This is a genomic window from Clavibacter sepedonicus (assembly GCF_000069225.1).
Lineage (GTDB): Bacteria > Actinomycetota > Actinomycetes > Actinomycetales > Microbacteriaceae > Clavibacter > Clavibacter sepedonicus.
In genome coordinates, this window is record NC_010407.1 from 812,740 (window position 1) to 839,612 (window position 26,873).

Genomic DNA, 26,873 nt, shown 5'->3' on the forward strand with positions numbered 1-26,873 from the left:
GGCTGCGCGGGCGGTTAGGATCGACGGACCATGGATGACGACGAGTTCGAGGACTACGACCGCGAGGTGGAGCTCGCGCTCTACCGGGAGTACCGGGACATCGTGTCCCAGTTCAAGTACGTGGTCGAGACCGAGCGGCGCTTCTACCTCGCCAACGAGGTCGAGCTGGTGCGCCGCGACACGGAGCACGACTTCTACTTCGAGCTGAGCATGACCGACGTGTGGGTCTGGGACGTGTACCGCTCCGACCGCTTCGTGAAGTCCGTGCGCGTGCTCACCTTCAAGGACGTGAACGTCGAGGAGCTGTCGGCGAAGGAGTTCGAGCTCCCCAAGGAGCTCGCCATCGACGAGTAGGGCTCCTCACGGGATCCCTCCCCAGGCGCTCGCCCCATCCGCACCGCACGGCCTCGCGTCCGAGGGCGGGCGTCGCCGCCGCGACGACGCATCCTCCTCGCGGAGGTGCGCATGACACGCGAGCAGGACCTGGGACGACGCGGCGAGGATCTCGCCGCACAGCATCTGATCGAACGCGGCTACGCGCTCGTCGAGCGCAACTGGCGGTGCCGCGAGGGCGAGGTCGACCTCGTGATGACCCACGGGGGCACGACCGTGCTCGTGGAGGTCAAGACGCGGGCGGGGCTCCGCTACGGGCATCCGCTCGAGGCGGTCACGCGCGCGAAGGCCGCACGGCTCCGGGTCCTCGCCGGCCTCTGGCGCCAGGCGCATCCTGAGCGGCGCGGGCCGGTGCGGATCGACGTGGTCGGGGTCGTCTGGCCCCGGGGCGGACAGCCGTCGGTCGAGGTCGTGCGGAGCGCCTGCTGATGGCCGTCGGCCGCACGCTCGCCGTCGCCCTCTCGGGCCTCGACGGAGCGCTCGTCGACGTGGAGGCGGACATCACGAGCCAGCTCCCCGGGTTCGTCCTCATCGGCCTGCCGGACGCCGCGCTCAGCCAGGCCCGGGAACGCGTCCGTGCCGCGACCGGCAACGCGGGGTGCGAGTTCCCCGTGCGCCGGGTGACCGTCAACCTCTCGCCGGCCGTCCTTCCCAAGCACGGCTCCGGCTTCGATCTCGCGATCGCCCTGGCGGTCCTCGCCGCGGGCGGGTCGGTGTCGGCCGAGTCGGTGGCCGGCACGGTGCACCTGGGCGAGCTCGGCCTCGACGGGAGGCTGCGTCCGACGCACGGCATCCTGCCGGCCGTCCTCGCGGCGCGCCGCGCCGGCGTCCGGCGGGTGATGGTGCCGCGCTGCCATGCGGATGAGGCCTCCCTCGTGCCCGACATGCGCGTCATCGCGGTGGCGGGGCTGCGGGACGCGGCGATCCACCACGGCGCCGAGCTCGAGCCGGAGCCGGAGGACGACGACGCAGGGTCGCGGGCGGCGACGGGGACCGACCCGACGCGGATCCTCGGCGGTGCGGAGCCCGCGGAGCCCTGCCTGGGTGACGTGGTCGGCAACGAGGAGGCCGTCGAGGCGCTCGTGGTCGCCGCGGCGGGCGGGCACCACATGTTCCTCCTCGGGCCACCGGGCGCGGGGAAGACGATGCTCGCGCAGCGGCTGCCCGGTCTCCTGCCCGACCTCGACGAGGAGGCCGCGCTGGAGGTCGGCTGCATCCGCTCGCTGTGCGGGGAACGGCTGGGCCCCGAGCTGCCCGTGCGGCCTCCATTGGAGGCACCGCACCACACGGCGAGCGCCGCGGGCATCGTCGGTGGCGGCAGTGGCCGCATCCGTCCGGGGGCGGCTGTGCGGGCCAGCGGGGGAGTGCTCTTCCTCGACGAGGCACCGGAGTTCGCGGGCGCGGTGCTCGACTGCCTGCGTCAGCCGCTCGAGTCCGGCGTCATCAGCATCCACCGGGCAAACGGCGTCGCCCACTTCCCGGGGCGCTTCCAGCTGGTGATGGCGGCGAACCCGTGCCCGTGCGGTTCGTACGGCGTCGCGGGCTCCGACTGCTCGTGCCCGCCCCAGGCGCGGCGGCGCTATCTCGCGCGACTCTCCGGCCCCCTCATGGACCGCATGGACATCCGGCTGGGCGTCCGACGGGTCACGACGGCCGTGCACCTGGCGGCGGGTGATGCCCCTCGCGTTACGACGCCCACGGCGCGCGTCCGCGTCGCCGCCGCCCGAGCGGCCGCGGCGGAGCGATGGGCCGCGACGCCGTGGCGCACGAACGCCCACGTCTCGGGCACCTGGCTCCGGCGGGAGGCCCGCATCGCCCGCGGGGCGACGGCGGCCCTCGACCGCGCGCTGGACCGGGGGCTCCTGACCATGCGCGGCTACGACCGGGTCCTCCGGATCGGGTGGACGCTCGCGGACCTGGAGGGCGCGTCGAGCCCCGACGCGGATCACCTGGGCCGCGCGCTCCTGCTACGAGGCGCGTCGTGATCGCGCAGGACGGGGTCGGCGAGGAGGTGCCTCGCTCATCCGGGGACGCCGAGCGGAGCCGCGTCCGCGCACCGGACTCGGCACGAGCCCGTTCCGTCGCCCGGCTCGGCCTGCCCGCGCGCGAACTCGACGAGCTGATGGCTTCGCTCCGCCCCGATCCCGGATGGCCGGGCGATGGGGCAGCCGACACGGACTCGGCGGAGGTGGCGGCTCGTGCCACGTGGTCCGGCATCGCCGAGCCGGGCGATCGCGTGGCCGGGGCGGTCATCGGCGTGCTCGGCGCCTGCGCGGCCCTGGCCTCCTTGGTCGACGGCTGCCCGGCCGACACCGTGGTCGGCGCGATGCTCGAGGCGGGGCTCGACCTGGAGCCGGACGGGCGGGCTGCCCTCGTCGGCGAGGTCGCCGGAGCGCTGGAGCGCTGGCGGCCCCGCGTCGTGCGGAGTGAGGCCCTGGCCCGGCTGCACGCCGCGCGTGCGGTGGGCGCCCGGGTGCTCGTGCCGGGTGATCCGCATTGGCCGGTCGGCGCGGACGACCTGGGGCCGCACTCGCCGCTCGTCCTCTGGTGCACGGGCGCGCCGGACGCGATGGCCGCGCTCTCGAGGTCCGTGGCCATCGTGGGAGCGCGTGCCGCCACCGGGTACGGCGAGCACGTCACCGCCGAGCTGGCCGCCGGGCTCGTCGACCGCGACGTGGCGGTGGTCTCCGGCGGTGCGTACGGCATCGACGGCGCGGCGCACCGCGCGGCCATCGGATCGGCGGGGCGCACGGTGGCGTTCCTCGCGGGCGGCGTGGACCGTCTCTACCCCTCCGGTCATGCGGAGCTCTTCGCGCGGATGCGACGCGACGGGGCCGTGGTGTCGGAGCTGCCATGCGGCGCGTCGCCGACACGCTGGCGGTTCCTCTTGCGCAACCGCCTCATAGCGGCGGCGAGCGCAGCCACCGTCGTCGTGGAGGCAGGTGCGCGCAGCGGGTCGCTGAACACCGCTAACCACGCGATCGCGCTGGAGAGGCCTCTCGGGGCGGTCCCCGGCCCGGTGACGAGCGCGTCGTCATCCGGGTGCCATCGTCTCCTCCGCGAGTCCCAGGCGGTCTGCATCACGTCAGCCGATGACGTGATGGACCTCGTGCCGGGCTGGAGCGGAGCGGGTACGCAGGTGCAGGAGCCGGGATCCGCGCATGCGTCCTCTCGGGACACGCCGAGCGGCGCCGCCGACGACCGCGTCGGTGCGCGTGCCGCGGAGGATCGTGGCGACTCGCGCGTCGTGCGCGTGCTCGACGCCCTCGCGGTCCGACGCGGACGAGGGACCGCGGACGTCGCGGCACGAGCCGGTCTCGGAGTCGCCGAGACCTCGTCCGTGCTCGGCATGCTCGAGCTCGAGGGGACGGTGGCCCGGCCGGACGGCGGATGGGTACGGCGCCCCGGATCTCGCTGACGGGCCCCGGGCGTGGAGATCCGGCCTCGCGCGCGAGGTGGGATGCGTGCGCATCGGAGGGGCGCGGCCGACCGGCGCGATCGGATGCGCCGGTCGGTGGCCACGATGAGAACCGTCCTCTTCCCGCCCGTCCGCGTGCCGGCGCACCCAGCCGGCGGGTCGACGTAGCCTTCGGGGATGGAGACGGATCAGGTCGGCGGCGGACACGTCGATGGCGTGGTCGACCATGGACAGCCTCAGCGCGGTGCTCCTGCCGCGACTCCGCTCGAGGCCGACATCTCGGAGTTCGCGACCTCCATGGACCGGGAGCGGGGGAGCGCGGCCCACACGGTGCGGGCGTACTCCGCCGACCTGCGCGACCTCGCTGCGCATGCCGCGAGGCAGGGCGTCACGACGTCAGCCGGCCTCGATCTGGACGTGCTGCGCGACTGGCTGTGGCGGGGATCCCAGGCCCGGCTCGCCCCCGCGACGCTGGCGAGGCGCTCGGCCGCCGTGCGCGGATTCGGAGCGTGGCTGCTGCGCACGGGCCGCGTCGACGCCGACCCCGCCGTCCGGCTCAAGGCGCCGCGGGCGGGATCGCACCTCCCGCGGGTGCTGGCGCGCGAGCAGATGTCGGCCCTGCTCGCCGATCTCGCCGCACAGGCGGCGGACGACGACCCCGCCGCGCTGCGGGACCTCGCCGCCATCGAGCTGCTCTACGCGTCCGCCCTCCGGGTCTCCGAGCTGACGGGCCTCGACCTCGGCGACGTCGACGCGTCCCGCCTCACCGTCCGCGTGGTCGGCAAGGGCGATCGCGAGCGGGTCGTGCCGTTCGGCGTCCCCGCCGCGGAGGCGCTCGACGCCTACGTCACTCGCGGTCGTCCGGCGCTCGTCACCCCGCGGACCGGGACGGCGCTGTTCCTCGGCGCGCGCGGAGGGCGGCTGGGATCCCGCGCGGTCTACGGCCTCGTCGCCTCGCTGCTGGCGGACATCCCCGGGTCAGGACCGCAGGGGCCGCACGCCCTCCGGCACACGGCGGCGACGCACCTCCTCGACGGGGGAGCGGACCTCCGCACTGTGCAGGAGATGCTCGGCCACGCGAGCCTCGGGACGACGCAGATCTACACGCACGTCTCGATCGAGCGGCTGCGGCGCAGCTACGAGGGCGCCCACCCGCGCGCCTGACCCCGCGCGTCGGAGGAGGGGGCGAGCCGGCCAGAGCTCACGTCCGTCGTCACGGCTGCGCTCGGGCCTCGACCGGTCGTCACGGATCCAGCGGCAGCAGCACCGCGTGCTGCAGGGCGGCCAGCAGCAGGGCCGGATCCACGTACTCGCCGTGCAGGCGCGCCCCGAGGTGCAGCCCGCCGTCCCGCTCGTGGCGGGGTGACTCCGCGAGCGTGCCGATGACCTGCCCGGCGACGACGGAGTCGCCCGCGGCGACCAGCGGCACGACCGGCTCGACGGAGGACACGAGCCCGTCCGCGTGCCGGATGCTCACGACCGGGCGGTCGACGACCACGCCGGCGAAGGAGACGGTCCCGTCCGCCGGAGCGCGGACCTCGGCGCCGGGGTCGACCGCGATGTCGATGCCGCGGTGACCGGGTCCGTACGTCGTGGTCGGCGCCTGGAACGGCCGCGTGACCGTGTGGGGCGGATCCACCGGCCATCGCCACCGCGGGGTCGCGGGCACGGACGCCGAGGCGGACGACGCATCCGCCGACGCCCGTTCCGGGACCCCCGGCGTCGCGACGCCGAAGAGCAGCCCGACCGTGACCCCCACCGCGAGCGCCACCCCAGCCGCCGTCCGCTGTCCGCCCCTGCCGCGCATGCGCCCTCCCTCCCCGGCGGACGCGTCCCGGCCCCCGGTCGGCGGAATCATGCCCCCTGCGGCGTCGGTTGCCCGCCGGGTGACCGCCCCGTCGGAGAAGTGGCAGAGTGGTCCCCTGTGAACGAGACGACGACCCCCCGGGATGACAAGAAGCTCCAGCGACGCGCGATAGGCCTGGCCGTCTCGGCCGCGGTGGGGGGCTTCCTCTTCGGGTTCGACTCCTCCGTGATCAACGGCGCGGTCTCCGCCATCCAGGGCCGCTTCCAGCTCAGCGAGACGCTCATCGGCTTCGCGGTCGCCAGCGCGCTCCTCGGCTGCGCGCTCGGCGCCTACCTCGCGGGCCGCATCGCCGACCGCATCGGCCGCCGCTGGACGATGATCATCGGCGCCGGCTTCTTCTTCATCAGCGCCTTCGGATCCGGGTACGCGTTCAGCGTCTGGGACCTCACCATCTGGCGCATCGTCGGCGGCCTCGGCATCGCCTCCGTCGTCGCCCCCGCGTACATCGCGGAGATCTCGCCCAAGCTCCTCCGCGGCCGCCTCGCGTCGCTGCAGCAGCTCGCCATCACGCTCGGCATCTTCACCGCGCTCCTCTCGGACGCCGTCTTCGCGGGAGCCGCGGGCGGCGCGTCGGAGGACTTCTGGCTCGGGCTCGAGGCCTGGCGCTGGATGCTCCTCGTCTGCGCCATCCCGGCCGTGATCTACGGCTTCCTCGCCTACCGCCTGCCCGAGTCCCCGCGCTTCCTGGTCGAGAAGGGCCGCAAGGACGAGGCCCAGGCGATCCTCGCGAGCGTGTGGAAGCAGGAGGACATCGACCGCGCGAGCCGGGACCTCGAGCGCCAGATCGAGGAGGATCGCGTCGCGAAGCGCACGGGCACACTCCGCGGCAGCAAGCTGGGCCTGCAGGGCATCGTCTGGATCGGCATCATCCTGTCCGTGTTCCAGCAGTTCGTCGGCATCAACGTGATCTTCTACTACTCCACGACCCTCTGGCAGGCCGTCGGCTTCGACGAGTCGCAGTCGCTCACCACCTCGGTCATCACGGCGGTCACGAACGTCGCCGTCACGTTCATCGCCATCGCGCTCGTCGACCGCATCGGCCGCCGCCCCATCCTCCTGTCCGGCTCGCTCGCCATGGCCGTCTCCCTCGCCGTGATGGCGATCTGCTTCAGCCAGTCCTCGACCGTCGACGGCGAGGTCGCTCTGCCGCAGCCCTTCGGCGTCATCGCGATCATCGCGGCCAACGTCTTCGTCATCGGCTTCGGCGCCTCCTGGGGCCCGCTCGTCTGGGTGCTGCTCGGCGAGATCTTCCCGAACCGGATCCGCGCCAAGGCCCTCGGCGTCGCCGCGATGGCCCAGTGGATCGCGAACTTCGCCATCACCGTGTCGTTCCCAGCGCTGTCGGCCTTCTCGCTGCCCTTCACGTACGGCATGTACGCGGCGTTCGCCGCGCTCTCCTTCGTCTTCGTCCTCATGAAGATCCCGGAGACGAACGGCATGTCGCTCGAGGAAGCGGAGACGCTCTTCGTCGACAAGCCCAAGAAGCGCAAGGCCGCCGCGCGCTCCTGACCCGAGGCACCGCCCCGTCGGTCGCCCCGCGGGTGGTAGCATCGACGAGCACCCGATTCAGGTCGGGTGACTACGCGTGCCCATCAGGCCGCCGCATCCACTCGGTCTCCTCATGGCGATGATCCCTGTCGCCGAAGGAGCGGATGCGCGCTGGGCACCAGGATCAGCGGTCGTCCCGACCGCCGAGCGAACCGACGAGGCGTGCCGCGACAGCGCGCGCCGGAACAGGAGTACGGCCATGGCCGTCGTCACCATCCGCCAGCTGCTCGACTGCGGCGTCCACTTCGGTCACCCGAAGACGCGCTGGAACCCGAAGATGAAGCGCTTCATCTTCACCGAGCGCTCCGGCATCTACATCATCGACCTCCAGCAGTCGCTGGCCCTCATCGACAAGGCGTACGACTTCGTCAAGGAGACGGTCGCCCACGGCGGCACCATCCTCTTCGTCGGCACGAAGAAGCAGGCGCAGGAGTCCATCGCCGAGCAGGCGCAGCGCGTCGGCCAGCCCTACGTCAACCAGCGCTGGCTGGGTGGTCTGCTGACCAACTTCCAGACCGTGCACAAGCGCCTCAACCGCCTCAAGGAGCTCGACCTCGTCGACTTCGACGACACGACGCGCGGCTTCACGAAGAAGGAGCTGCTCATCCAGCGTCGCGAGCGCGACAAGCTGGAGAAGAGCCTCGGCGGCATCCGCAACCTCACCAAGACGCCGTCGGCGATGTGGGTCGTGGACACCAAGAAGGAGCACCTCGCCATCGACGAGGCGCGCAAGCTCGGCATCCCCGTCATCGGCATCCTCGACACCAACTGCGACCCGGACGAGGTCCAGTACCCGATCCCGGGCAACGACGACGCGATCCGCTCCGTCGCGCTGCTGACGCGCATCATCGCCGACGCCGCCGCCGAGGGCCTCATCCAGCGCCACCAGAAGCCCGACGCCGAGGGCTCCGCCCCCGCCGAGCCGCTGGCCGACTGGGAGCGCGAGCTGCTCGAGCAGGGCGATGCGGCCAAGGCCGCGCTGCCCGTCGAGGAGAACGACGTCGACGCCGAGGTCTCCGCCAAGAACGAGGCGAAGTCCGATGACGAGGTCCCCGCCCCCGTGCACGCTCCCGAGTCCGACGACGCCACCGAGGCGAAGATCGAGGCCGAGGCGACCGAGGCCGAGGCAGCGCCTGCTACGACCGGTCCGGTCTCCGAGTAGTCCGACCACACGCACCATCCCGTCGGGCGGGCGCGGGTTCCGCGCCCGCCCGTCGGGCACTCACCTCCGGGAGACCCCCGGATCATCACCTACAGAAGGAGTCCATGAGCATGGCGAACTTCACTGCCGCTGACGTCAAGGAGCTGCGCGACCGCCTCGGCGCCGGCATGATGGACAGCAAGAACGCGCTGGTCGAGGCCGACGGCGACATCGAGAAGGCCATCGAGATCCTCCGCCTCAAGGGCCAGAAGGGCAATGCCAAGCGCGGCGACCGCTCCACCGCCGAGGGCCTCGTCGCCGCGTCCGAGCAGGACGGCGCCGCCACCCTCATCGAGCTCGCGTGCGAGACCGACTTCGTCGCGAAGAACGACAAGTTCATCGCGCTGTCCGAGTCCGTCCTGGCCGCCGTCGTCGCGGCCGGCGCGTCCACCGTCGAGGAGGCCCTCCAGGCCCCCGCCGGCGAGCAGACCGTAGACCAGCTGATCAGCGACCGGGCCGCGATCCTCGGCGAGAAGATCGCGCTCCGTCGCGTCGCCCGCCTCGCCGGCGAGCACCAGGAGATCTACCTCCACCGCACGTCGAAGGACCTCCCGCCCCAGGTCGGCGTCGTCGTCGACTACAGCGGCACCGACGCGGAGACCGCGCGCAGCATCGCCCAGCACATCGCGTTCGCCAACCCGGAGTACCTCGCCCGCGAGGACGTCCCGGCGGACAAGGTCGAGGCCGAGCGCGCGATCGTCACCGAGATCTCCCGCAACGAGGGCAAGCCCGAGGCCGCCCTGCCGAAGATCATCGAGGGTCGCCTCACCGGGTTCTTCAAGCAGGTCGCGCTCCTCGAGCAGGACTACGCGAAGGACAACAAGCAGTCGGTCAAGAAGGTCGTCGAGGCCGCGGGCCTCACGGTCACGGGCTTCGCCCGCTTCAAGGTCGGCGCCTAGCACCACCACCACGGGGAGCCCGGGTCGCATGCGACCCGGGCTCCCTTCTCCATGTCCGGGGAGAGCGGCCGCGAGGCGCCCCCGCCCCCGCCGGGCGGCACAGTACATTGGACCGGGGCCGGATCCGGCGACCGGAACGCGAGGACGGGAACAGCACCTATGACCGATCAGACCACCACCCGCCGCGTCCTCCTCAAGCTCTCCGGGGAGTCCTTCGGCGGCGGCCAGATGGGCGTCGACCCGGACGTCGTCAGCGCGCTGGCCCGCGAGATCGCCGAAGCGGCGAAGACCGTCGAGGTCGCCATCGTCGTCGGCGGAGGCAACTTCTTCCGCGGCGCGCAGCTCTCGCAGCGCGGCATGGACCGCGGTCGCGCGGACTACATGGGCATGCTCGGCACCGTGATGAACGCCCTCGCGCTGCAGGACTTCCTCGAGCAGGCCGGCGCCGCCACACGCGTCCAGTCGGCCATCTCCATGACCCAGGTCGCCGAGCCGTACATCCCGCGCCGTGCCGTGCGCCACCTCGAGAAGGGCCGCATCGTGATCTTCGGCGCCGGCGCCGGGCTGCCGTACTTCTCCACCGACACGGTGGCCGCGCAGCGCGCCCTCGAGATCTCGGCCACCGAGGTCCTCGTCGCCAAGAACGGCGTCGACGGCGTCTACACGGGGGATCCCCGCACGGACTCGACCGCCACGCTCCTCGACACCGTCACCTACCAGGACGCCCTCCAGCGCGGCCTCAAGGTCGTCGACTCGACCGCGTTCAGCCTCTGCATGGACAACGACATGAAGATGGTCGTCTTCGGCATGGAGCCCGGCGGCAACGTCACCCGGGCCATCCGGGGCGAGCGCATCGGCACCATCGTCTCCAACTGACGACCGGCGCTCCGCCGACGCCCCCGTCGGGCCGCGTCGCGGTCGGAGCGCCTCTCCATCCGCGTTAAGATCGACCGGGCGCCTGCCGCGCCCGCACTACCGAAGGAGATCCCGTGACCGTCGCCGAAGTCCTCGCAGATGCCCGAGACCGGATGGGCAAGGCCGTCGAGGCCGTGAAGGAGGACTTCGGGAGCGTGCGCACGGGCCGCGCCAACCCCGCCCTCTTCCAGAAGGTCATGGTCGAGTACTACGGCAGCCCCACGCCCCTCGGCCAGCTCGCGAGCATGAACAACCCCGAGGCGCGCACGCTCATCGTCACGCCCTACGACAAGACGGCCCTCAAGGAGATCGAGAAGGCCCTCGTCAACGTCCCCAACCTCAGCGCGACGGTCGGCAACGACGGCGAGATGGTGCGCTTCACTCTCCCCGAGCTCACCGAGGACCGCCGCAAGGAGTTCGTCAAGATCGTCCGCGGCAAGGCGGAGGAGGGGCGCGTGAGCGTCCGCAACATCCGCCGCCGGTCCAAGGACGAGCTGGACGCGCTCAAGGGCGAGGTCGGCGACGACGAGGTCGCGCGCGTCGAGAAGGAGCTCGAGGCCCTCACCAAGACGCACACCGACCAGGTCGACGACGCGCTGAAGCGCAAAGAGACCGAACTCCTCGAGGTCTAGGTGGCCAGCCCCGAGGATCCCGTCGAGCGGGCGCCCATCGTGCCGCCCGCCTCGGGCCCCGACGGCGCTCCGCGGATCCGTCGGCACCGCGGCCGCGTGACGCGCGCCGAGTTCGAGGCGCAGGTGCAGGCGACCCGCGCCGACCTGACGGCCCAGGTGCGCGCGACGCGCGCGTCCATCGAGGCGACGAACGCCCGCATCAACGCCCGCACGGGTCGCAACCTGCTATTCGCGGTGAGCGTGGGCCTCCTCCTCGGCGGGGTCGTCCTGGCGAGCCTCGTCGTCGAGAAGCAGCTGTTCCTGCTCATCGGCATTGCGCTCGTGGCCTTCACCGCGTACGAGCTCGCCACGGCGCTGCGCCAGGCGGGTCGTCGCGTGCCGCGCGTCGGCTCGGTGATCGCCGTCGTCGCGCTCGTGCCGATCACCTACTACGGCAGGCCGGACGGGCAGTGGCTGGGGCTCGTCGGGGCCATGGCCTTCGTCGCGCTCTGGCGTGTGGTGGAGCAGGCGGTGCCCGCCCGGCGGACGTCCGCGCGCGCCGTCGTGGGCGACATCGGCTCGAGCGTCTTCCTGCTCGCCTACGTGGGGCTCCTCGGCTCGTTCGCCGTGCTGCTCACCGCGGGCGACGGTGGCGAGTGGTGGACCCTGGCGTTCCTCATCCTCGTGGTGTGCTGCGACACGGGCGCCTACGTCGCCGGGCTCAACTTCGGCAAGCACCCCATGGCGCCGACGATCAGCCCGAAGAAGACATGGGAGGGATTCGCCGGCGCGGTCGTCGCCGCGGTGCTCGCCGGGATCTTGCTCTCGCTGTTCATGATCCAGCAGGAGTGGTGGTTCGGCGTGGTGCTCGGCCTCGTGATCGTGGTGACCGCGACCCTGGGCGACCTGGCCGAGTCGCTCATCAAGCGCGACCTCGGCGTGAAGGACATCAGCTCCTGGCTGCCGGGCCACGGAGGGTTCCTCGACCGCCTCGACTCGGTCCTGCCCTCCGCCGCGGTGGCCTATGCGCTGTTCCTCATCGTCACGGGCGCTTCCTCGTAGGATGTCCCGGATGACCACCACCTTCCCGAGCGCCGGGCGCCGCGAGCGCGGCTACGACCCGGACCAGGTCAATGCCTTCCTGCGCGACGCGCGCCGCTGCTACGACGACGAGGCCGACCGGTCGCTGACGTCCGAGACGATCCGGCGGGTGTCCTTCGACATGCGCCGCGGGGGCTACTCGGCCGCCGCCGTCGACCGCGTGCTCGAGCGCCTGGAGGACGCCTTCGCCGTCCGGGAGCGCGACCGCACCATCGCCCGGGTGGGTGCCGACGCGTGGAACGCGGAGGCGCGTCGCGCGGCCCAGGAGATCCTCGACCGGGTCAGCCGGCCGACGGGGGAGCGGTTCGACCGGGCGGGGTTCCTGACCACCGGGTACGACCGGCGCGAGGTCGACCGCTTCGCGGACCGCATCGCGAAGTACTTCCGCGGCACCAAGCCCATGAGCGTGGACGACGTCCGGACGGTGGCGTTCCACCCGCGCCGCGGCGGGTACCGGGAGGCGCAGGTCGACCTGCTGCTGGACGCGGTCATCGACGTCATGAACGCCGTCCGCTGAGGAACCGGGAGCTCCTCCTCATCCGATCCGCCTGGCAGGACGCCCCCGATCCGGTCCGGGAGTCGCCATCCGGGTAACGGTTGGGTAAAGTCATGCGGAGCCATGGGTAGACACACGAACGATCTCGCACCTCGCCAGCCGCTCACCACCGCGCCGAGGCCCGTTCCGCGACGGCGCTCCGCGTTCTCGCGCGTGGCCGCCCCCACCATCGCCTTCGGCGCAGCTGCGGCGTTCATGCTTGTCAACGTCGTGGATCCCACGTCCGGCGCGGTCGCGAACCCCCAGTACCAGGAGTACCAGGCGACCGTCGCGCAGCTGGCCCGTGCGGACGCACAGACGCTCGCGGTGCCCTCGGCCGACACGGCGGTGGAGATCGAGCCCGGCTTCGAGTCCGTGGCCGCCCCGCCGCCCCCGCCGCCCGTCGAGACCCCCGCCCCGTCGACCGGATCCGGTGTCGGCTCCGGTTCCGGTGCGAAGTCGTCCGGCTCCGCCGGTGGAGGTGCCATCGCGATCCCCGACCCTGGCAGCGCCAAGGGCATCGCCCGCAGCATCCTCGCCTCGCAGGGCATGGGCGACGACCAGTACGCGTGCCTCGACTACCTCTGGACCAAGGAGTCCGGGTGGCGGGTGAGCGCCTACAACCCCAGCGGTGCGTACGGCATCCCGCAGGCCCTGCCCGGCAGCAAGATGGCGTCCGCGGGCGCCGACTGGCAGACGAACCCGGCCACGCAGATCACGTGGGGCCTCGGCTACATCGACTCGCGCTACGGCTCGCCGTGCGGTGCGAAGGCGCACAGCGTCCTCAAGAACTGGTATTGACGACGCCGCGTCCGCGACCCCGCGCTGAGGCGCGCGGCGCGGACACGTCGCCCGGCTAGCCTCGGGTCATGGACTACGCGGCTCTCGGTGTCGTCGGGATCGCGATCCTGGTGGCCGTCACGCTCGTGGCGCGTCGCATCGGCGTGGCCACCCCGCTGGTGCTCGTGCTCGTGGGCGTCGGCATCTCGTACCTGCCGGGCGTGCCCCCTGTGGAGGTGCCGCCTGAGCTGATCCTCGCCGGCGTCCTCCCGCCGCTGCTCTACGGCGCGGCGGTGACGGTGCCGCTCGTGGACTTCCGGCGCAACCTCCGCACGATCGTCAGCCTCTCGGTCGTCCTGGTGCTCGTGTCCGCCTTCGGGATCGGCCTGCTGCTCTACGCGCTCTTCCCCGACCTCTCCTTCGCCAGCGCCCTGGCCCTCGGCGCCGTGGTCAGCCCGCCCGACGCGGTGGCCGCCACGAGCATCGCCCGTCGGCTCGGCCTCCCGCCCCGGCTCGTGACCGTGCTCGAGGGGGAGGGCCTCGTCAACGACGCGACGGCCCTCGTGCTGCTGCGCACCTCGATCGCCGCGGTCGGCGCATCCGTCGACCTGTGGCAGGCCGCCGGCGGCTTCGTGCTCTCCGCGGTGGGCGCCCTGGCCATCGGGATCGCCGTCGGCATCATCACCACCGAGGTGCGGCGACGGCTCGACGACCCGGTCCTCGACACCGCGATCTCCTTCGCCGTGCCGTTCGTCGCCTTCATCCCCGCGGAGGAGGTCGGGGCCTCCGGCGTGCTCGCGGTGGTGGCCGCCGGGATCTGGTCGGGCCACCGGAGCGCGTCGACGCTGTCGGCGCAGTCGCGCATCAACGAGCGGCTCAACTGGCGGACCGTGCTGTTCCTCCTGGAGAACGGCGTCTTCCTCGTGATGGGGCTGGAGCTCCGCGACATCCTCGACGAGGTGCAGGAGGCCGACCTCGGGGTCGGCAGGGCGGTGGCGTACGGGGTCCTCACGCTGGTCGTCCTGACCCTCATCCGCTTCGGGTTCCTGGTGCCGCTGCTGCTCGGACTCCGGCGCCACGAGGAGCACGTCGCGGCGCGCACGCGCCGGGTGCGGCGCGGCCTCGAGCGACTCCGGCGGGAACGGGGCGACGACCGGCCCTCGCGTCGGGAGCGGGCGGCCACGCGGATCCTCCGCCGTCGTCGCGCCGACCTGCAGGCCCTCCGCTCGCACGGGCTCGGATGGCGCGGCGGCCTCGTGCTCGGCTGGGCGGGCATGCGGGGCGTGGTGACGCTCGCGGCCGCGCAGTCGCTGCCGTCGGGGACGCCGTACCGCGCGCAGCTCGTGCTGATCGCCTTCACGGTCGCGATCGTCTCGCTGCTGGTCAACGGCGGCACGCTCCCCGCCGTGATCCGGCTGAGCGGGATCCGCGGCAGCGACGCCGTCGAGGACCAGCGCCAGCTCGCGGGGCTCGTCTCCGAGCTGGCCGAGGCGGGGATCCGCGCCGTCGACGAGGGCGTCCGCCAGCTGCCCGAGGGGACCCTCGTGGACGACGACGTCGTCGAGCGCGTGCGCCGCGACACGGCGCTGAAGGCCGAGTGGGTGACCGAGCGCGCGGACGCCATGGCGGCGGACGACGACGCGCCCCTCAGCCCGCGCGCCGCGTACCTGCTGCTGCGGCGTCACGTCCTCGACGCCGAGCGCGCCGCGCTGCTCGAGGCGCGCGGCACGGGGGAGCATCCGTCGCGCGTGCTCGCTCGCGCCCAGCGCATGCTCGACCAGGAGGAGGCGCGCCTCGGCCGCCAGGCGGACGCCGGCTGAGCGGACCCGCGAGCGCGGCCGCCTAGGATCGGATCATGCCGCGCAGCAATCGACCCCGGGGGAGACGCGCGCGGGAGGAGGAGGACGAGGACGTGCTCACGCGCCTCCTCAGCGGCTCCCAGCACACCGAGACCCGACGGGGCCGCGTCTGGAACGTGCAGCCCGTGTCCGCCGCGCGGGCCCTCAAGCTCTACCGCTGCCCGGGTTGCACCCTCGACATCGAGCCCGGCCACGCGCACGTGGTGGCCTGGCGCGCCGACGGCATGATGGGCGAGCAGAGCGACCTCGCCGCCCGTCGCCACTGGCACACCCACTGCTGGAAGGTCTCATGACGGACACCGCCCCCCGCCCGATCACGAGCTCCACCGAGCTGCCCGCGCGTCGCGAGGACGTCGAGCTCGTCACCGCCGACGGCCTGCGGCTCGTGGGGGAGCTGGCGCTGCCCGCCGACCGGGATCCTGTGGCGACGCTCGTGACGCTGCACCCGCTGCCCACGGCGGGCGGCTTCATGGACTCGCACGTGCTCCGCAAGGCCGCGCTGCGCCTGCCCGCGATGGCCGGGCTGGCGGTGCTGCGCTTCAACACGCGCGGCACGACGTCGGCCCGGGGCACGAGCGAGGGCGCCTTCGACGGCGGGGACGCGGAGCGGCTCGACCTGGCGGCAGCCATGGACCTCGTCGCGGCGCGGGGCCTCCCCGCCCCGTGGATCGTCGGCTGGTCGTTCGGCACGGAGATCGCGCTGAAGCACGGCCGCGAGCACCCCGTCGAGGGCGCCATCCTGCTGTCGCCCCCGCTGCACCGCGCGAGCGCCGACGAGGTGGCCGCGTGGCACGGGGATCCCCGCCGCCTCGTGATCCTCGTGCCCGAGCACGACGACTTCCTGCGGCCCGCCGAGGCGCGCGAGCGCTTCGCGTCGGTGCCGGAGGCGGAGCTGATCGCCGTGGACGGCGCCAAGCACCTGTGGGTGGGGGAGTCGCAGGTGTCGCGCGTGCTCACCGAGATCGTGCGGACGGTCGCCCCTGAGGCGCTGCCGCTGCCGACCGAGTGGCCGGCCGCGCGCTGAACCCGCGCGACGCGGTCAGCGCTCGTTCTGCAGCGGGACCGCGACCTGGCGGATGATCAGCAGCACCGCGGCAGCCACCGGCACCGCGATGAGCGCCCCGAGCACGCCGAGGAGGGTGCCGCCCGTGAGCGCCGCGATCACCACCACGACGCCCGGCACCTTGACCGCGCGGTTCATGATGTTGGGGCTCAGCACGTACGCCTCGATCTGCATGTAGACGAGGTAGTAGACGGCCACGGCGATCCACGTGTTCATCGACTCCGGCAGCAGCACGATCTGGCCGAGCACGATGAGCGCCGAGCCGGTGATCGTGCCTACGAGGGGCAGCAGCGAGAACAGGAACGCGATGAACGCCCACACCGCGGGCAGGGCCGCTCCGACGATGCTGAGGTAGACGAAGCTGAGAACGCCGTTGCAGAGCGCGAGGCCGACCTGGCCCATGACGTAGCGGCCGACGGACTGCGTGATCTGCTCGGCGATGTCGGCGAAGCGGGCGCGGCGCGTGGCCGGCACCAGCTTGTAGAGGCCGCTCTTGAACGAGTTGAGCGAGGCCGTGAAGTACATCGTCAGGATCACGACGATGACCAGGCCGAAGAGGAAGTTGCCGATCGTGAAGGCGACCGTGAGGACGTTGCCCGTGATGGTCGCGACGTTCGAGGCGTTGGAGAGGTACTGGACCAGCTGGTCCGCCCCGGTCTGCACGTCGAAGACCTCGCGCGGCACGAACGACTGCAGGTTCTCGATGAACTGGTCGCCGCTGACGCTCTGCGCGTACTGCACGATCTGCGTGACGAGGGCGCTCGCCTGGTTCACGACGACGGGGATGACCGCCAGCAGCACGCCGGCGAGCGAGCCGAGCAGCGCCAGGAAGATCACGAGGATCGCGACCGGGCGGGGCACGCCCTTGCGCTCGAGGAACGTGACGAGCGGGTCGATGCCGAGGGCCAGGAAGATGGCCGTGCCCACGTAGGTGAGGACGGTGCCGAGCGACACGAGCGCCCCGCCGATGACGAGCGCGGTGAGCACGCCGAGGCCCGCCAGGAGGCCGAGGCGGTAGGGGTTCTGGATCTTCACGTCGTGTGCTCCGAGTCGGCGCGCGATCAGCGCGCGGTGCGGGATTCGTCGTCGTCGGAGGAGGCGTCGTCCGCCTGGGTCAGCACGCCGCGGACGTTCTCGAGGTACGCGGCCACCGCCTCGCGCTCGATCCTAATGCGGTCGAGCCGCTCCTCCGCGTCGGCCACGGTCTCGCGCGCACGGCGCTCCGCGTCGGCCACGGTCGCGCGCGCGCGGCGCTCCGCGTCGGCGATGGCGGCGCGCGCGTCGTGGTCGGCGTCGTCCCGCACCGTGCGGGCGGCGTCGCGGCTCTCCTTCGCGAGCGTCTCCGCCTCCTCGCGCGTGGAGGAGAGCAGCGCCGTCACCTCCTGCAGCCGCGCCTCCGCCTCGCCGAGGTATTCGGCGGTGCGCTCGGCGGCCTCGCGCTGGCGCTCGGCGGCGTCGCGGGCGTCGTGGTCGCGGCGCGCGGTGATCTCGGCGTCGAGGTCGAGGTGGCCCTGCTCGATCTCGCGGCTGAGCATCAGGCGCGCCTCGTCGGCCTCGGCCTGGATCTCGCGCCGGGCCTCGGCGGCCTCCCGCTCGAGGCGGAGGCGCTCGGCCTCCCGACGGTCGGCCTCCAGGGCCTCGGCCTGGGCGATCTCCCGCTCGAGGGCGGCGCGGGCGGTGACGGCCTCGAGCTCGAGCTGCTCGCGCGTCGCCCGGGTCTCGCGCTCCAGGCGCTCGGTGCCCTGGGCGATGTCGCGGGCGAGGTCGGTGCGGGCCTCGTCGACGTCGCGCGCGAGGTCGGCCCGTGCGCTCGCCACCTCGAGCTCCAGCGCCTCGCGCGTCTCGGCGATCTCCCGCTCGAGAGCGGCGCGGGTCTCCTCCACGTCGCGGTCGAACGCGGTGCGCTCCGCGTGGATCCGGCGATCGAAGTCGTCGCGCGACGCCTGCAGCTCACGGTCCCAGTCGGTGCGCGCCTGCTCGATCTCGCGGTCGAGGTCGGCGCGCGTCTGCTCCTCGAGCTGGGCGAGGGCGATGCGCCGCGTCTCCTCGTCGAGCCGCAGGCGCTCCTCGGTCTCCCGCGCGTCGCGGTCGAGGTCGGCGCGCTCCTCCGCGACGGTCTCGTCGTGCCGCGCGCGCGCGTCGGCGAGCTCGCGCTCGAGCGCGCCGCGGGCCAGGACGGTCTCGCGGGCGAGGTCGGCGGCGTCGCGACGGGCCTCGTCGGTCTCGCGGTCGACGCGGGCGCGGAGCTCCGCGACCTCGCGCGCCGCCTCCGCGCGCTGGGCGTCGGTCTCGCGCTCCGCGGTGGAACGGAGGTCGGCCACCTCGGTGCGCGTGCGGAGGAGGAGAGCCGCCGCCTCGCGCTCGGCGTCGCTGCGGAGTCCCTCCGCGCGGTCGTCCGCGCGCTCGTGCAGGTCGTCCGCCTCGCGGCGCGCGGCGTCGAGGATCTGCGCGGCCTGCGCCCGCGCGGAGTCCACCAGGTGGCGGGCGGTCGCCTCGGCCTCGGCGCGCTGCGCGTCCGTCTCCTCCTGCGTGGCGCGGCGGAGCCGTGCGGCGTCCACGTCCGCCTGCGCGACCAGGCGCGTCGACTGCTCCTCGGCGACGCGGAGGGTCGCCTCCAGGCGACTGCCGAGCCCGGCGAAGGTGGGGCTGCCCACCTCCTCCAGCTCGTCGCGCAGCTCCTGCTCGCTGCGGCGGAGGCGGTCGGCCTCGGCACGGAGCTCCGCGCCCTGCTGGTTCGAGCGGATGAGCTCGCGGCGCAGGTCGGCGACGGCCCGGTCGACCTCGTCGCGGTTGTAGCCGCGCATGGCAGGGCTGAACGGCGTGTCGTCGTGGGGCACGGGGAGACTCCTTCGCGGGCGGCTCGCGCACGCCGGGCGGGGCGCAGCAGGTGCCGATCCTACCGAGTCGGCATCCGGCGACCCGGCCCGTCTCCCGGGGTGCGCGGCCGCCCGGGCAGGCGCTCCCAGGGTCGTCCGGTATCCTTCGATGTCGTCGTCCGCCGCCGGTCCGCCGGAGCACGGCGGGTCCGTCGCGAGAGCACACGTGCTCATCGGCCGCCTCGGTCGGCATCCCGACCGCCGCGCATGCGGCCGCCGCCCGCGACGACACGAGAGGAGACACCCGTGCGATTCGTCCTGGCGATCGCGACCTTCGTGGTCGCCGCCCTCATGATCGGGCTGGGGATCGCCCAGCACACCTTCCTGGCAGGGCCCGACCGCATCACCGCGGCCACGTCCTCCGCCGACGGCGCCGCGTACACGGTCGTCGACGGGAAGACGCTCAACGCGCACCCCGGCCTGCAGGACACGGTGGTCCGCGGCGACGGCGAGGTCTTCGCGGCCTACGGCCCCACGTCCGACGTCGAGGCGTGGGTGGGCAGCAGCCCGTACACGCGCATCGCGATGGACGACGAGGGCGCGCTGACGAGCCAGGTCGTCGAGCCCGAGGCGACGACGCCGAGCCCCACCGCCGGGTCCTCCGGCACCGACGCGTCGGGCACCGCCGCGGCGACGCCGACGGTCACCGATCCGCGCGGATCCGACCTCTGGCTCTCCGAGCAGACCGGACAGGGCGAGGTGTCGCTCAGCACCCGGCTCCCGGACGACGTGAGCCTCATCCTCGCCACCGACGGCCAGGCGGCGGCACCGGCTGACGTCGAGCTCTCGTGGCCGTCCGAGGGCGAGTCTCCCTGGGTCGTCCCGCTCGTGATCGGCGGCATCGTCCTGCTCGTCGTCGGGCTCGTCCTCTACCTCCTGGCGCTCCGCCACCTGCGCCGCAGCCGGGGGCCCCGCCGCAACCTCCCGCCGCGCGGCGGCCCGCGCATCCCGCGCATCGGCCCGGCCGCCCGTCGTGCGGCGCTCACCGCAGGCACGGGGGCCGCACCCGTGGCGCCCCGGGGACGCGGGCGTCGCAGCCGCATCGCGCTGCCCGTCCTCGTCGTCACCGGCCTCGCGCTCAGCGGGTGCACCGCGCAGGGCGCGCCGGCCGACCTCGCCGCGGGCGTGGGATCCACCGCGACGCCCACCCCCACCTCATCGCTCGACGCGGCCCGGGAGGCGGAGGACGCGGATCCGCCTGTCGTCACCCAGGACCAGGCCGAGCGCATCGTGTCCCGCGTCTCCGAGGTCGCGACCGCCGCGGACCAGTCCCTCGACGCCGCGACCCTGGCGCCCCGGTTCGCCGGCCCGGCGCTGCAGGAGCGCACCTCGGACTACCAGGTGCGCAAGGCCAAGCCCGACATCGCCGCCGTCCCCGCGATCCCCGCGGGCGACCTGCAGCTGACGCTGCCGCAGGCGACGCTGACCTGGCCGCGCACCGTCGCGGCGGTCGTCAAGGACCCCGACACGGAGGACGCGCCCACGCTCTCCCTGACGCTCGTGCAGGACAGCCCGCGCGAGAACTACCGGGTGCTGTACGCGATGCCCATCTCCACCACCGCGGCGCTGCCCGACGTCGCGCCTGCCGCCATCGGCGCGGCGCGGCTCGCTGCGGACGTGAAGCTCCTGGCCGTGCAGCCGGATCAGCTCTCCGCGGCCTACGCGGACGTGCTCAACAAGGGCGACGCCAGCCAGTACGCCGACCTGTTCGACCCGGCGGACGACGGCGTGCGGGCGCAGGACGCCAAGCGCAAGGTCGACTTCACGGCGTCGATCGGCGAGACCGGCTCCGTCGAGTTCACGGCCGCTGCCGACTCCGCCACGCCCGTCGCGATGTCGACGGTCGAGTCGGGTGCGCTCGTGAGCGTCACCGTGCAGCTCGGCATCGTCGCGAAGCCCACCGCGGAGGGCGCGAAGATCAACGCGAACCCGGAGGTCCAGGCGATCACCGGGCTCACCGACTCGGCGAAGGGCTTCGACACCGTCCGCACGGCGCAGATGCTCATGTACGTGCCGCCCGTGAACTCGGGCGAGAAGATCCGCCTGTACGCCTCCAGCACCCACATCACCTCGGCCAAGGAGCTCCCATGACGAACGTGCCCCCCTCCGCCGCCAGCCTCCGTGGCGCGGTCGACCTGTCCTCGCTCGTGAACCGGGCGCAGTCCCCGGCCGCGCCCGCAGGAGCGCCGGCCGCCTCGGGTGCGCCGGGTGCGCCCGCCGCACCGGGTAGCGCGGCCGGTGCCCCGCAGACGGTCGACGTCCCTGGCCTCGTGCTCGCGGCCGACGACGCGTCCTTCACGCAGTTCCTCGACATCTCGTCCGTGGTGCCCGTCATCGTCGAGCTCGTCTCGACGGGCCTCGCCTCCAGCCGCGAGCTGTCGCCCGTGCTCGAGCGCGTGGTGACCGAGCAGGGCGGGCGCGTGCTCCTCGTGCGCATCGACGTGGACCAGAGCCCGCAGCTCGGCCAGGCCTTCCAGGCGCAGACCGTCCCCACGGTCGCGGCGCTCATCGGCGGACGCCCCGTCGGCCTGTTCGCGGGCGTGATCCCAGAGGACCAGGTGCGCGACGTCATCCAGCAGGTGCTGGAGCTGGCGCAGCAGAACGGCGTGACCGGCCAGGCCGTGGCGCCCGACGCAACTGCCGCTCCCGCCGCCCCGGTGGAGGAGCCGCTGCCGCCGCACCACGCGGAGGCGTACGCCTTCATCGAGCAGGGCGACTACGCGTCCGCCGCCGCCGAGTACCGCACGGCCATCGCGCAGAACCCCCGCGACGCCCTCGCCGTGGCCGGCCTGGCCCAGGTGAGCCTCCTCGAGCGTCTCGACGGGAAGGCGGCGGACGAGATCCGCGCCGGTGCCGCGTCCGGGCCCGACGACGTGGACGCGCAGCTGCTCGTCGCCGACCTCGACCTCTCCGGCGGGCACGTGGAGGACGCGTTCACGCGCCTCCTCGAGCTGTTCCCGTCGGCGGACGCCGCCGGTCGCGACGCCATCCGCCAGCGCCTCCTCGAGCACTTCGAGGTCGTCGGCCTCGAGGACCCGCGGGTCGGGGTAGCCCGCCGCCAGCTCACGCGCCTCCTCTACTGACGCGCGTCCCCACGGACGACGACGGCGCCGCACCCCCTCGGGGATGCGGCGCCGTCGTCGTCGGGTCGGACGGGATCAGACGGTGGGCACCCGCGGGGCGCCGTCGTCGGAGCCGGGAGCGTCATCCGTCGCGGACAGGCCCTCGACGGGCGGCTGCGCGTCGGGCGACTGCGGGAGCACGGGCGCGGCCGTGGCCTCGGCGAACGGCGTGCCATCGGCGCGCGTCTCGTCCGCGTCGGGTGCCGCCTGCGCCGGGGCCTCGACGGGGCGGAGATCGGCCGGATCCTGCTTCAGCCGGAGCCACAGGCCCGCGAGCGGCGGCAGCGTCAGCTCGGCCGACGCGGGTCGACCGTGCCAGCCCTCCTCGCCCGCGTGCACGGCGCCGAGGTTGCCCACGCCGGATCCGCCGAACTGCTCGGCGTCCGTGTTGAGGATCTCCTCCCACACGCCCGCCTGCGGCAGCCCCAGCCGGTAGCCCGAGATCGGCGCACCGGAGAAGTTGTGCACGACGGCGACCTGGTTCCCCTCGCGGTCGCGACGGAGGAACGCGAGCACGTTGCGCCCGGCGTCGCCCGCGTCGATCCATTCGAAGCCGGCCGGGTCGTTGTCGAGCGCCCAGAGCGCGGGCGTGTCGACGTACGTGCGGTTGAGCGACCCGACGAGGTCGAACAGGGCGCGGTGGAGGGGCTGGTCGAGGATCCACCAGTCGAGTCCGCGCTCCTCGCTCCACTCGGACACCTGCCCGAACTCCTGGCCCATGAACAGCAGCTGCTTGCCGGGGTGCGACCACATGAAGCTGAGGTAGGCGCGCACGTTGGCGAGCTTCTGCCAATGGTCGCCCGGCATCTTGCCGACGAGCGAGCCTTTCCCGTGCACGACCTCGTCGTGGCTGATGGGGAGGAGGAAGTTCTCCGTGTACGCGTAGACCATCGAGAACGTGATCTGCCCGTGGTGGTACGAGCGGTACATCGGGTCCTCGGCCGCGTAGTCGAGGGTGTCGTGCATCCAGCCCATGTTCCACTTGAGCCCGAAGCCGAGGCCGCCGTCGCTCGTGGGGCGCGTGACGCCGGGGAAGCTCGTGGACTCCTCGGCGATCATCACGATGCCGGGGTGCGTGCGGTACGCGGTGGCGTTGACCTCCTGCAGGAAGCTGATCGCCTCCAGGTTCTCGCGGCCGCCGTGCACGTTGGGGAGCCACTGGCCCTCCTCGCGCGAGTAGTCGAGGTACAGCATCGAGGCCACGGCGTCGACCCGGAGGCCGTCGATGTGGAACTCCTCGAACCAGTACAGCGCGTTAGCGACGAGGAAGTCGCGGACCTGCGAGTGGCCGAAGTCGAAGACGAGCGTGCCCCAGTCCTGCTGCTCGCCGCGGCGCGGATCCGTGTGCTCGTAGAGCGGCTGGCCGTCGAACTGCGCGAGCGCGAAGGCGTCCTTGGGGAAGTGGGCGGGGACCCAGTCCACGATGACGCCGATGCCGGCGCGGTGCAGCGAGTCGATGAGGTGCTTGAGGTCGTCGGGGGATCCGAAGCGCGAGGTGGGCGCGTAGTAGCCGGACACCTGGTAGCCCCAGGATCCGCCGAACGGGTGCTCGGCGAGCGGCAGGAACTCGACGTGGGTGTACCGCAGCTCCTGCAGGTAGGCGACGAGCTCGCCGGCGACCTCGCGGTAGCCGAGGCCGGGGCGCCAGGATCCGAGGTGCATCTCGTAGACACTCATGGGGGAGTCGTGCGGGTCGCGCGCGGCCCGCTCCTCGAGCCAGGCGTCGTCGTCCCACTGGTAGTCGCTCGTCTCGACGCGCGAGGCGGTGGCCGGCGGGACCTCGGTCATGCGGGCCATGGGGTCGGCCTTCTCGATCCACTCGCCGGCCTGCGTGAGGATCTCGAACTTGTACGAGACGCCGGGCTCGACGCCCGGGACGAAGAGCTCCCAGACGCCGTTGCCGTCGAGGCGGCGCATCGCGTGCTGAACGCCGTCCCACCCGTTGAACGAGCCGATGACGCGGACGGCCCGGGCGTGCGGCGCCCAGACGGAGAAGGAGACGCCGACGTACGTCTGCGCGACGCCCCAGTGCTCGCGGTGGTGGGCGCCGAGGACGTCCCAGAGGCGCTCGTGGCGGCCCTCGCCGAACAGGTAGAGGTCGAGGTCGCCCACGGTGGGGAGGAAGCGGTACGGGTCCTCGGCGGTCCAGGTGCCGCCGTCGGAGTAGCGCGCCTCGACCTGGTAGTCCTGGAGGCCGAGCACGTGCGCGCCCTGCCAGACGCCGTGGCCGACGTGGGCGAGCGCGACGCGGGCGCCCGTGGAGAGGATCACCGAGACCGCCTCCGCCAGGGGTCGCAGCGCGCGGACGACCACGAGGTCGTCGGAGACGCCGTCGATCGCCACGGGGTGCTGGCCGAGGACCGAGTGCGGTCCGGAGTGGACGCCCTCGGCGACGGCGCGCAGGTCGTGGTCGGCGACCTCGGGGAGGCGGACGGGGTCGGCGGAGGCGGGTGCCTCCTCGGCTGCGCTGTCGTCGGCCGGGGGCACGCTCACGTCGGCACCCTGCTCGATGTCGGCGTCGGCGGCCGGCGGCACGACGACGTCGGCGCCGGGGAGCTCGTCCCGGGGGTCCCGGGGGTCCTGCTGGGGGGTGGTGTCTGTCATGTCCGTCATCCCTTCGATGCGGTCGGGGTGACCCGGAGCACGTGCACGGGGTGCGTGAACGCGTCGAGCCGGACGAAGTTGGAGGTGGACCACGTGTAGACGTCGCCCGTGAGGAGGTCCTCGACCTCGAACACGGCGTCCTCGGCGAGGCCCCAGCGCGTGGGATCCAGGTGGACCTGGGTCTCGCGCGCGGAGTGCGGGTCGACGTTCGCGACCACGAGGATCGTGTCGGCCTCGCCGGTGCCGGTGTGCTCGGCGGCGAGGTGCTTGGAATAGACGAGGATCGAGTCGTCGTCGCTCCAGTGCACGTCGAGGTTGCGGAGCTGGCGGAGCGCGGGGTGCTGGCGGCGGATCTCGTTGAGGCGCGTGATCTCCGGCGCGATGGATCCGCCGAGCTCCTCCTGGCGCGCCCAGTCGCGCGGCTTGTACTCGTACTTCTCGTTGTCGATGTTCTCCTCGGCGCCGGGGCGCGCGACGTTCTCGATCAGCTCGTAGCCCGAGTAGATGCCCCAGGAGGGCGAGGCGGTCGCGGCGATCGCGGCGCGGATCCGGTAGGCGGCACGCCCGCCGAACTGCAGGTAGGGCGTGAGGATGTCGTGCGTGTTGGCGAAGAAGTTCGGGCGGAGGTAGTCGCTCGTCTCGTGGCTGACCTCGGTGAGGTACTCCTCGAGCTCCTGCTTCGTGTTGCGCCACGTGAAGTACGTGTACGACTGCTGGAAGCCGATCTTGGCCAGCGTCCGCATCATCGCCGGGCGCGTGAACGCCTCGCTGAGGAAGATCGCGTCGGGCTCGTCGCGCATGACCTGGTGGATGAGGCGCTCCCAGAACACGAGCGGCTTGGTGTGCGGGTTGTCGACGCGGAAGATCTTGACGCCGAGGCCCAGCCACACCCGCATGACGCGGAGCATCTCGCGGTACGACCCTTCGGGGTCGTTGTCGAAGTTCAGCGGGTAGATGTCCTGGTACTTCTTCGGCGGGTTCTCCGCGAAGGCGATGGACCCGTCGGGCAGCGTCGTGAACAGCTCCGGGTGCGTCGTGACCCAGGGGTGGTCGGGCGAGGCCTGCAGCGCGATGTCGATCGCGAGCTCCATGCCGTGGTCGGCGACCGCGCGGACGAACTCGCGGAAGTCGTCCGCGGTGCCGAGCTCGGGGTGGATGCTGTCGTGGCCGCCGTCCTCGGAGCCGATGCCGTAGGGCGAGCCCGGGTCGTGCGGGCCGGCGGTGAGCGTGTTGTTCGGGCCCTTGCGGTTGGTGCGGCCGATGGGGTGCACCGGCGGGATGTAGACGACGTCGAAGCCCATGTCGCGGATCGCGGGGAGGCGGCGGGCGGCGGTCGCGAACGTGCCGCTCGTCCAGGAGCCGTCCTCGTGCTCGACGGCGCCCTCCGAGCGCGGGAAGAACTCGTACCAGGATCCGACGGCTGCGCGCTCGCGCTCCACGACGATCGTGCGCTCCGGGGAGAGCGTGACGAGGCTGCGGAGCGGGACGCGGTCGATGGCGGCGAGGACCTCGGGGGTCGTGGCCGCGGCGAGGCGCGCGTCGGGCGCCGCGTCGGCGTCGGAGATGCCGGCCAGGGCGGCGCGGAGCACGTCGCGGTCGGCGGCGTCCCGGGTCCCGTCGGCGGCCGCGCGCTCGAGCGCCTCCGCGCCCAGGGCGAGCATCACGTCGACGTCGAGGCCGGCGGGCACCTTGATCTCGGCGTTGTGCAGCCAGGTGCCGAAGTCGTCGGACCACGCGCTGACGCGCCAGGTCCAGACGCCCTGGGTCTCGAGCTGTGCGGACGTGATCCACCGGTCGAGGCCGGGCTTCGTGGCGTCGAGCGACATGCGGTGCGAGGTCTCCGCGCCGGTGGGATCGGTGAGGAGGACGTCGGCGCCGATGAGGTCGTGGCCCTCGCGGAAGATCGTCGCGCCGAACGGCACCACGTCGTGGACGAAGCTCTTGGCGGGCCAGAGGTCGTCCTCGATCTGCGGGGTGAGCGACAGGATCGGGATGCGGCCGATGACGGGGACGTAGTCGTCGGTCGCGGGGTCGGCGGTCTGCGCGGGCTCGGCGGATGGTGTCGGCTCGATCGGCAGGTC

23 protein-coding genes are annotated in these 26,873 nt (G+C 73.1%); 18 read left to right on the forward strand and 5 right to left on the reverse strand.

Annotated features, from left to right (window positions below; genetic code table 11):
- The first annotated feature begins 30 nt into the window (after window positions 1-30).
- The 5 genes from CMS_RS03850 (at window position 31) to CMS_RS03870 (ending at window position 4,975) form a co-directional block, all read left to right on the forward strand.
- Window positions 31-354 carry a DUF2469 family protein gene (locus CMS_RS03850; protein ID WP_012298192.1) on the forward strand — a complete coding sequence of 108 codons (324 nt, stop codon included), beginning with the start codon at window positions 31-33 and terminating at the stop codon, window positions 352-354.
- Window positions 355-465: 111 nt separating this feature from the next.
- Window positions 466-822 (forward strand): YraN family protein, encoded by a 357-nt coding sequence (locus CMS_RS03855; protein ID WP_041464371.1) that lies wholly within the window; start codon window positions 466-468, stop codon window positions 820-822.
- The gene (locus CMS_RS03860) at window positions 822-2,378 is read left to right on the forward strand and encodes a YifB family Mg chelatase-like AAA ATPase (RefSeq protein WP_012298194.1); all 1,557 of its coding nucleotides are present in this window, start codon (window positions 822-824) and stop codon (window positions 2,376-2,378) included. Before CMS_RS03855 ends, CMS_RS03860 begins: the two co-directional genes overlap by 1 nt.
- 137 nt (window positions 2,379-2,515) lie before the next feature.
- Window positions 2,516-3,811 (forward strand): DNA-processing protein DprA, encoded by a 1,296-nt coding sequence (gene dprA, locus CMS_RS03865; RefSeq protein WP_041464854.1) that lies wholly within the window; start codon window positions 2,516-2,518, stop codon window positions 3,809-3,811.
- Between the two features lie 177 nt (window positions 3,812-3,988).
- Complete coding sequence (locus tag CMS_RS03870; RefSeq protein WP_223842719.1) at window positions 3,989-4,975, forward strand: tyrosine-type recombinase/integrase; 987 nt, start codon at window positions 3,989-3,991, stop codon at window positions 4,973-4,975.
- A 79-nt stretch (window positions 4,976-5,054) separates the two neighbouring features.
- On the opposite strand, the gene CMS_RS03875 is transcribed toward CMS_RS03870, so the two are convergent.
- Window positions 5,055-5,618 (reverse strand): murein hydrolase activator EnvC family protein, encoded by a 564-nt coding sequence (locus CMS_RS03875; RefSeq protein ID WP_012298197.1) that lies wholly within the window; start codon window positions 5,616-5,618, stop codon window positions 5,055-5,057.
- A gap of 117 nt (window positions 5,619-5,735) precedes the next feature.
- On the opposite strand from CMS_RS03875, the gene CMS_RS03880 reads away from it, so the two are divergent.
- From CMS_RS03880 to CMS_RS03930, 11 genes are all read left to right on the forward strand, one after another.
- Complete coding sequence (locus tag CMS_RS03880) at window positions 5,736-7,187, forward strand: sugar porter family MFS transporter (RefSeq protein ID WP_041464372.1); 1,452 nt, start codon at window positions 5,736-5,738, stop codon at window positions 7,185-7,187.
- A 238-nt stretch (window positions 7,188-7,425) separates the two neighbouring features.
- Window positions 7,426-8,388, forward strand: coding sequence for a 30S ribosomal protein S2 (gene rpsB / locus CMS_RS03885; protein WP_012298199.1), 963 nt, complete (start codon window positions 7,426-7,428; stop codon window positions 8,386-8,388).
- Window positions 8,389-8,498: 110 nt separating this feature from the next.
- On the forward strand, window positions 8,499-9,326 hold the full coding sequence (gene tsf, locus CMS_RS03890) for a translation elongation factor Ts (protein WP_012298200.1): 828 nt from the start codon (window positions 8,499-8,501) through the stop codon (window positions 9,324-9,326).
- Between the two features lie 159 nt (window positions 9,327-9,485).
- Complete coding sequence (pyrH, locus tag CMS_RS03895; RefSeq protein ID WP_012298201.1) at window positions 9,486-10,202, forward strand: UMP kinase; 717 nt, start codon at window positions 9,486-9,488, stop codon at window positions 10,200-10,202.
- 152 nt (window positions 10,203-10,354) lie between these two features.
- Window positions 10,355-10,873 carry a ribosome recycling factor gene (frr, locus tag CMS_RS03900; protein WP_049791889.1) on the forward strand — a complete coding sequence of 173 codons (519 nt, stop codon included), beginning with the start codon at window positions 10,355-10,357 and terminating at the stop codon, window positions 10,871-10,873.
- Window positions 10,874-11,914 (forward strand): phosphatidate cytidylyltransferase, encoded by a 1,041-nt coding sequence (locus CMS_RS03905; RefSeq protein ID WP_041464373.1) that lies wholly within the window; start codon window positions 10,874-10,876, stop codon window positions 11,912-11,914.
- A gap of 10 nt (window positions 11,915-11,924) precedes the next feature.
- Complete coding sequence (locus CMS_RS03910) at window positions 11,925-12,470, forward strand: DivIVA domain-containing protein (RefSeq protein WP_041464374.1); 546 nt, start codon at window positions 11,925-11,927, stop codon at window positions 12,468-12,470.
- 192 nt (window positions 12,471-12,662) lie between these two features.
- On the forward strand, window positions 12,663-13,289 hold the full coding sequence (locus tag CMS_RS03915) for an aggregation-promoting factor C-terminal-like domain-containing protein (protein WP_012298205.1): 627 nt from the start codon (window positions 12,663-12,665) through the stop codon (window positions 13,287-13,289).
- Window positions 13,290-13,357: 68 nt separating this feature from the next.
- Window positions 13,358-15,088: a cation:proton antiporter gene (locus CMS_RS03920; RefSeq protein ID WP_012298206.1), complete on the forward strand. Its 1,731-nt coding sequence runs from the start codon at window positions 13,358-13,360 to the stop codon at window positions 15,086-15,088.
- Between the two features lie 35 nt (window positions 15,089-15,123).
- Window positions 15,124-15,420, forward strand: coding sequence for a hypothetical protein (locus CMS_RS03925; RefSeq protein ID WP_012298207.1), 297 nt, complete (start codon window positions 15,124-15,126; stop codon window positions 15,418-15,420).
- Window positions 15,417-16,151, forward strand: a complete 735-nt coding sequence (locus CMS_RS03930) for an alpha/beta hydrolase (RefSeq protein ID WP_012298208.1) — start codon at window positions 15,417-15,419, stop codon at window positions 16,149-16,151. Before CMS_RS03925 ends, CMS_RS03930 begins: the two co-directional genes overlap by 4 nt.
- 15 nt (window positions 16,152-16,166) lie before the next feature.
- Here CMS_RS03930 and CMS_RS03935 read toward each other — a convergent pair whose 3' ends face one another.
- Together CMS_RS03935 and CMS_RS03940 are read right to left on the reverse strand one after the other, a co-directional pair.
- Window positions 16,167-17,225, reverse strand: coding sequence for an AI-2E family transporter (locus CMS_RS03935; RefSeq protein ID WP_012298209.1), 1,059 nt, complete (start codon window positions 17,223-17,225; stop codon window positions 16,167-16,169).
- Window positions 17,226-17,251: 26 nt separating this feature from the next.
- On the reverse strand, window positions 17,252-19,027 hold the full coding sequence (locus CMS_RS03940; RefSeq protein WP_012298210.1) for a coiled-coil domain-containing protein: 1,776 nt from the start codon (window positions 19,025-19,027) through the stop codon (window positions 17,252-17,254).
- Window positions 19,028-19,312: 285 nt separating this feature from the next.
- On the opposite strand from CMS_RS03940, the gene CMS_RS03945 reads away from it, so the two are divergent.
- Both CMS_RS03945 and CMS_RS03950 read left to right on the forward strand, forming a co-directional pair.
- Window positions 19,313-21,157, forward strand: a complete 1,845-nt coding sequence (locus tag CMS_RS03945) for a hypothetical protein (RefSeq protein WP_012298211.1) — start codon at window positions 19,313-19,315, stop codon at window positions 21,155-21,157.
- Window positions 21,154-22,149 carry a tetratricopeptide repeat protein gene (locus CMS_RS03950; protein ID WP_041464376.1) on the forward strand — a complete coding sequence of 332 codons (996 nt, stop codon included), beginning with the start codon at window positions 21,154-21,156 and terminating at the stop codon, window positions 22,147-22,149. Before CMS_RS03945 ends, CMS_RS03950 begins: the two co-directional genes overlap by 4 nt.
- A gap of 75 nt (window positions 22,150-22,224) precedes the next feature.
- Here the strand turns inward: CMS_RS03950 and glgB are convergent, their stop codons facing one another.
- Together glgB and CMS_RS03960 are read right to left on the reverse strand one after the other, a co-directional pair.
- Complete coding sequence (gene glgB / locus CMS_RS03955) at window positions 22,225-24,801, reverse strand: 1,4-alpha-glucan branching protein GlgB (protein WP_012298213.1); 2,577 nt, start codon at window positions 24,799-24,801, stop codon at window positions 22,225-22,227.
- The gene (locus tag CMS_RS03960; RefSeq protein WP_407637329.1) at window positions 24,798-26,870 is read right to left on the reverse strand and encodes an alpha-1,4-glucan--maltose-1-phosphate maltosyltransferase; all 2,073 of its coding nucleotides are present in this window, start codon (window positions 26,868-26,870) and stop codon (window positions 24,798-24,800) included. Before CMS_RS03960 ends, glgB begins: the two co-directional genes overlap by 4 nt.
- Window positions 26,871-26,873: the final 3 nt, after the last annotated feature.

Bases quoted from the DNA above. Each gene is read 5' to 3' on its own strand.
- CMS_RS03850 (WP_012298192.1), top strand. From the start codon at position 31: ATGGATGACGACGAGTTCGAGGACTACGACCGCGAGGTGGAGCTCGCG.
- CMS_RS03855 (WP_041464371.1), top strand. From the start codon at position 466: ATGACACGCGAGCAGGACCTGGGACGACGCGGCGAGGATCTCGCCGCA.
- CMS_RS03860 (WP_012298194.1), top strand. From the start codon at position 822: ATGGCCGTCGGCCGCACGCTCGCCGTCGCCCTCTCGGGCCTCGACGGA.
- dprA (WP_041464854.1), top strand. From the start codon at position 2,516: ATGGCTTCGCTCCGCCCCGATCCCGGATGGCCGGGCGATGGGGCAGCC.
- CMS_RS03870 (WP_223842719.1), top strand. From the start codon at position 3,989: ATGGAGACGGATCAGGTCGGCGGCGGACACGTCGATGGCGTGGTCGAC.
- CMS_RS03875 (WP_012298197.1), bottom strand. From the start codon at position 5,618: ATGCGCGGCAGGGGCGGACAGCGGACGGCGGCTGGGGTGGCGCTCGCG.
- rpsB (WP_012298199.1), top strand. From the start codon at position 7,426: ATGGCCGTCGTCACCATCCGCCAGCTGCTCGACTGCGGCGTCCACTTC.
- tsf (WP_012298200.1), top strand. From the start codon at position 8,499: ATGGCGAACTTCACTGCCGCTGACGTCAAGGAGCTGCGCGACCGCCTC.
- pyrH (WP_012298201.1), top strand. From the start codon at position 9,486: ATGACCGATCAGACCACCACCCGCCGCGTCCTCCTCAAGCTCTCCGGG.
- frr (WP_049791889.1), top strand. From the start codon at position 10,355: ATGGGCAAGGCCGTCGAGGCCGTGAAGGAGGACTTCGGGAGCGTGCGC.
- CMS_RS03910 (WP_041464374.1), top strand. From the start codon at position 11,925: ATGACCACCACCTTCCCGAGCGCCGGGCGCCGCGAGCGCGGCTACGAC.
- CMS_RS03920 (WP_012298206.1), top strand. From the start codon at position 13,358: ATGGACTACGCGGCTCTCGGTGTCGTCGGGATCGCGATCCTGGTGGCC.
- CMS_RS03925 (WP_012298207.1), top strand. From the start codon at position 15,124: ATGCCGCGCAGCAATCGACCCCGGGGGAGACGCGCGCGGGAGGAGGAG.
- CMS_RS03930 (WP_012298208.1), top strand. From the start codon at position 15,417: ATGACGGACACCGCCCCCCGCCCGATCACGAGCTCCACCGAGCTGCCC.
- CMS_RS03950 (WP_041464376.1), top strand. From the start codon at position 21,154: ATGACGAACGTGCCCCCCTCCGCCGCCAGCCTCCGTGGCGCGGTCGAC.
- glgB (WP_012298213.1), bottom strand. From the start codon at position 24,801: ATGACGGACATGACAGACACCACCCCCCAGCAGGACCCCCGGGACCCC.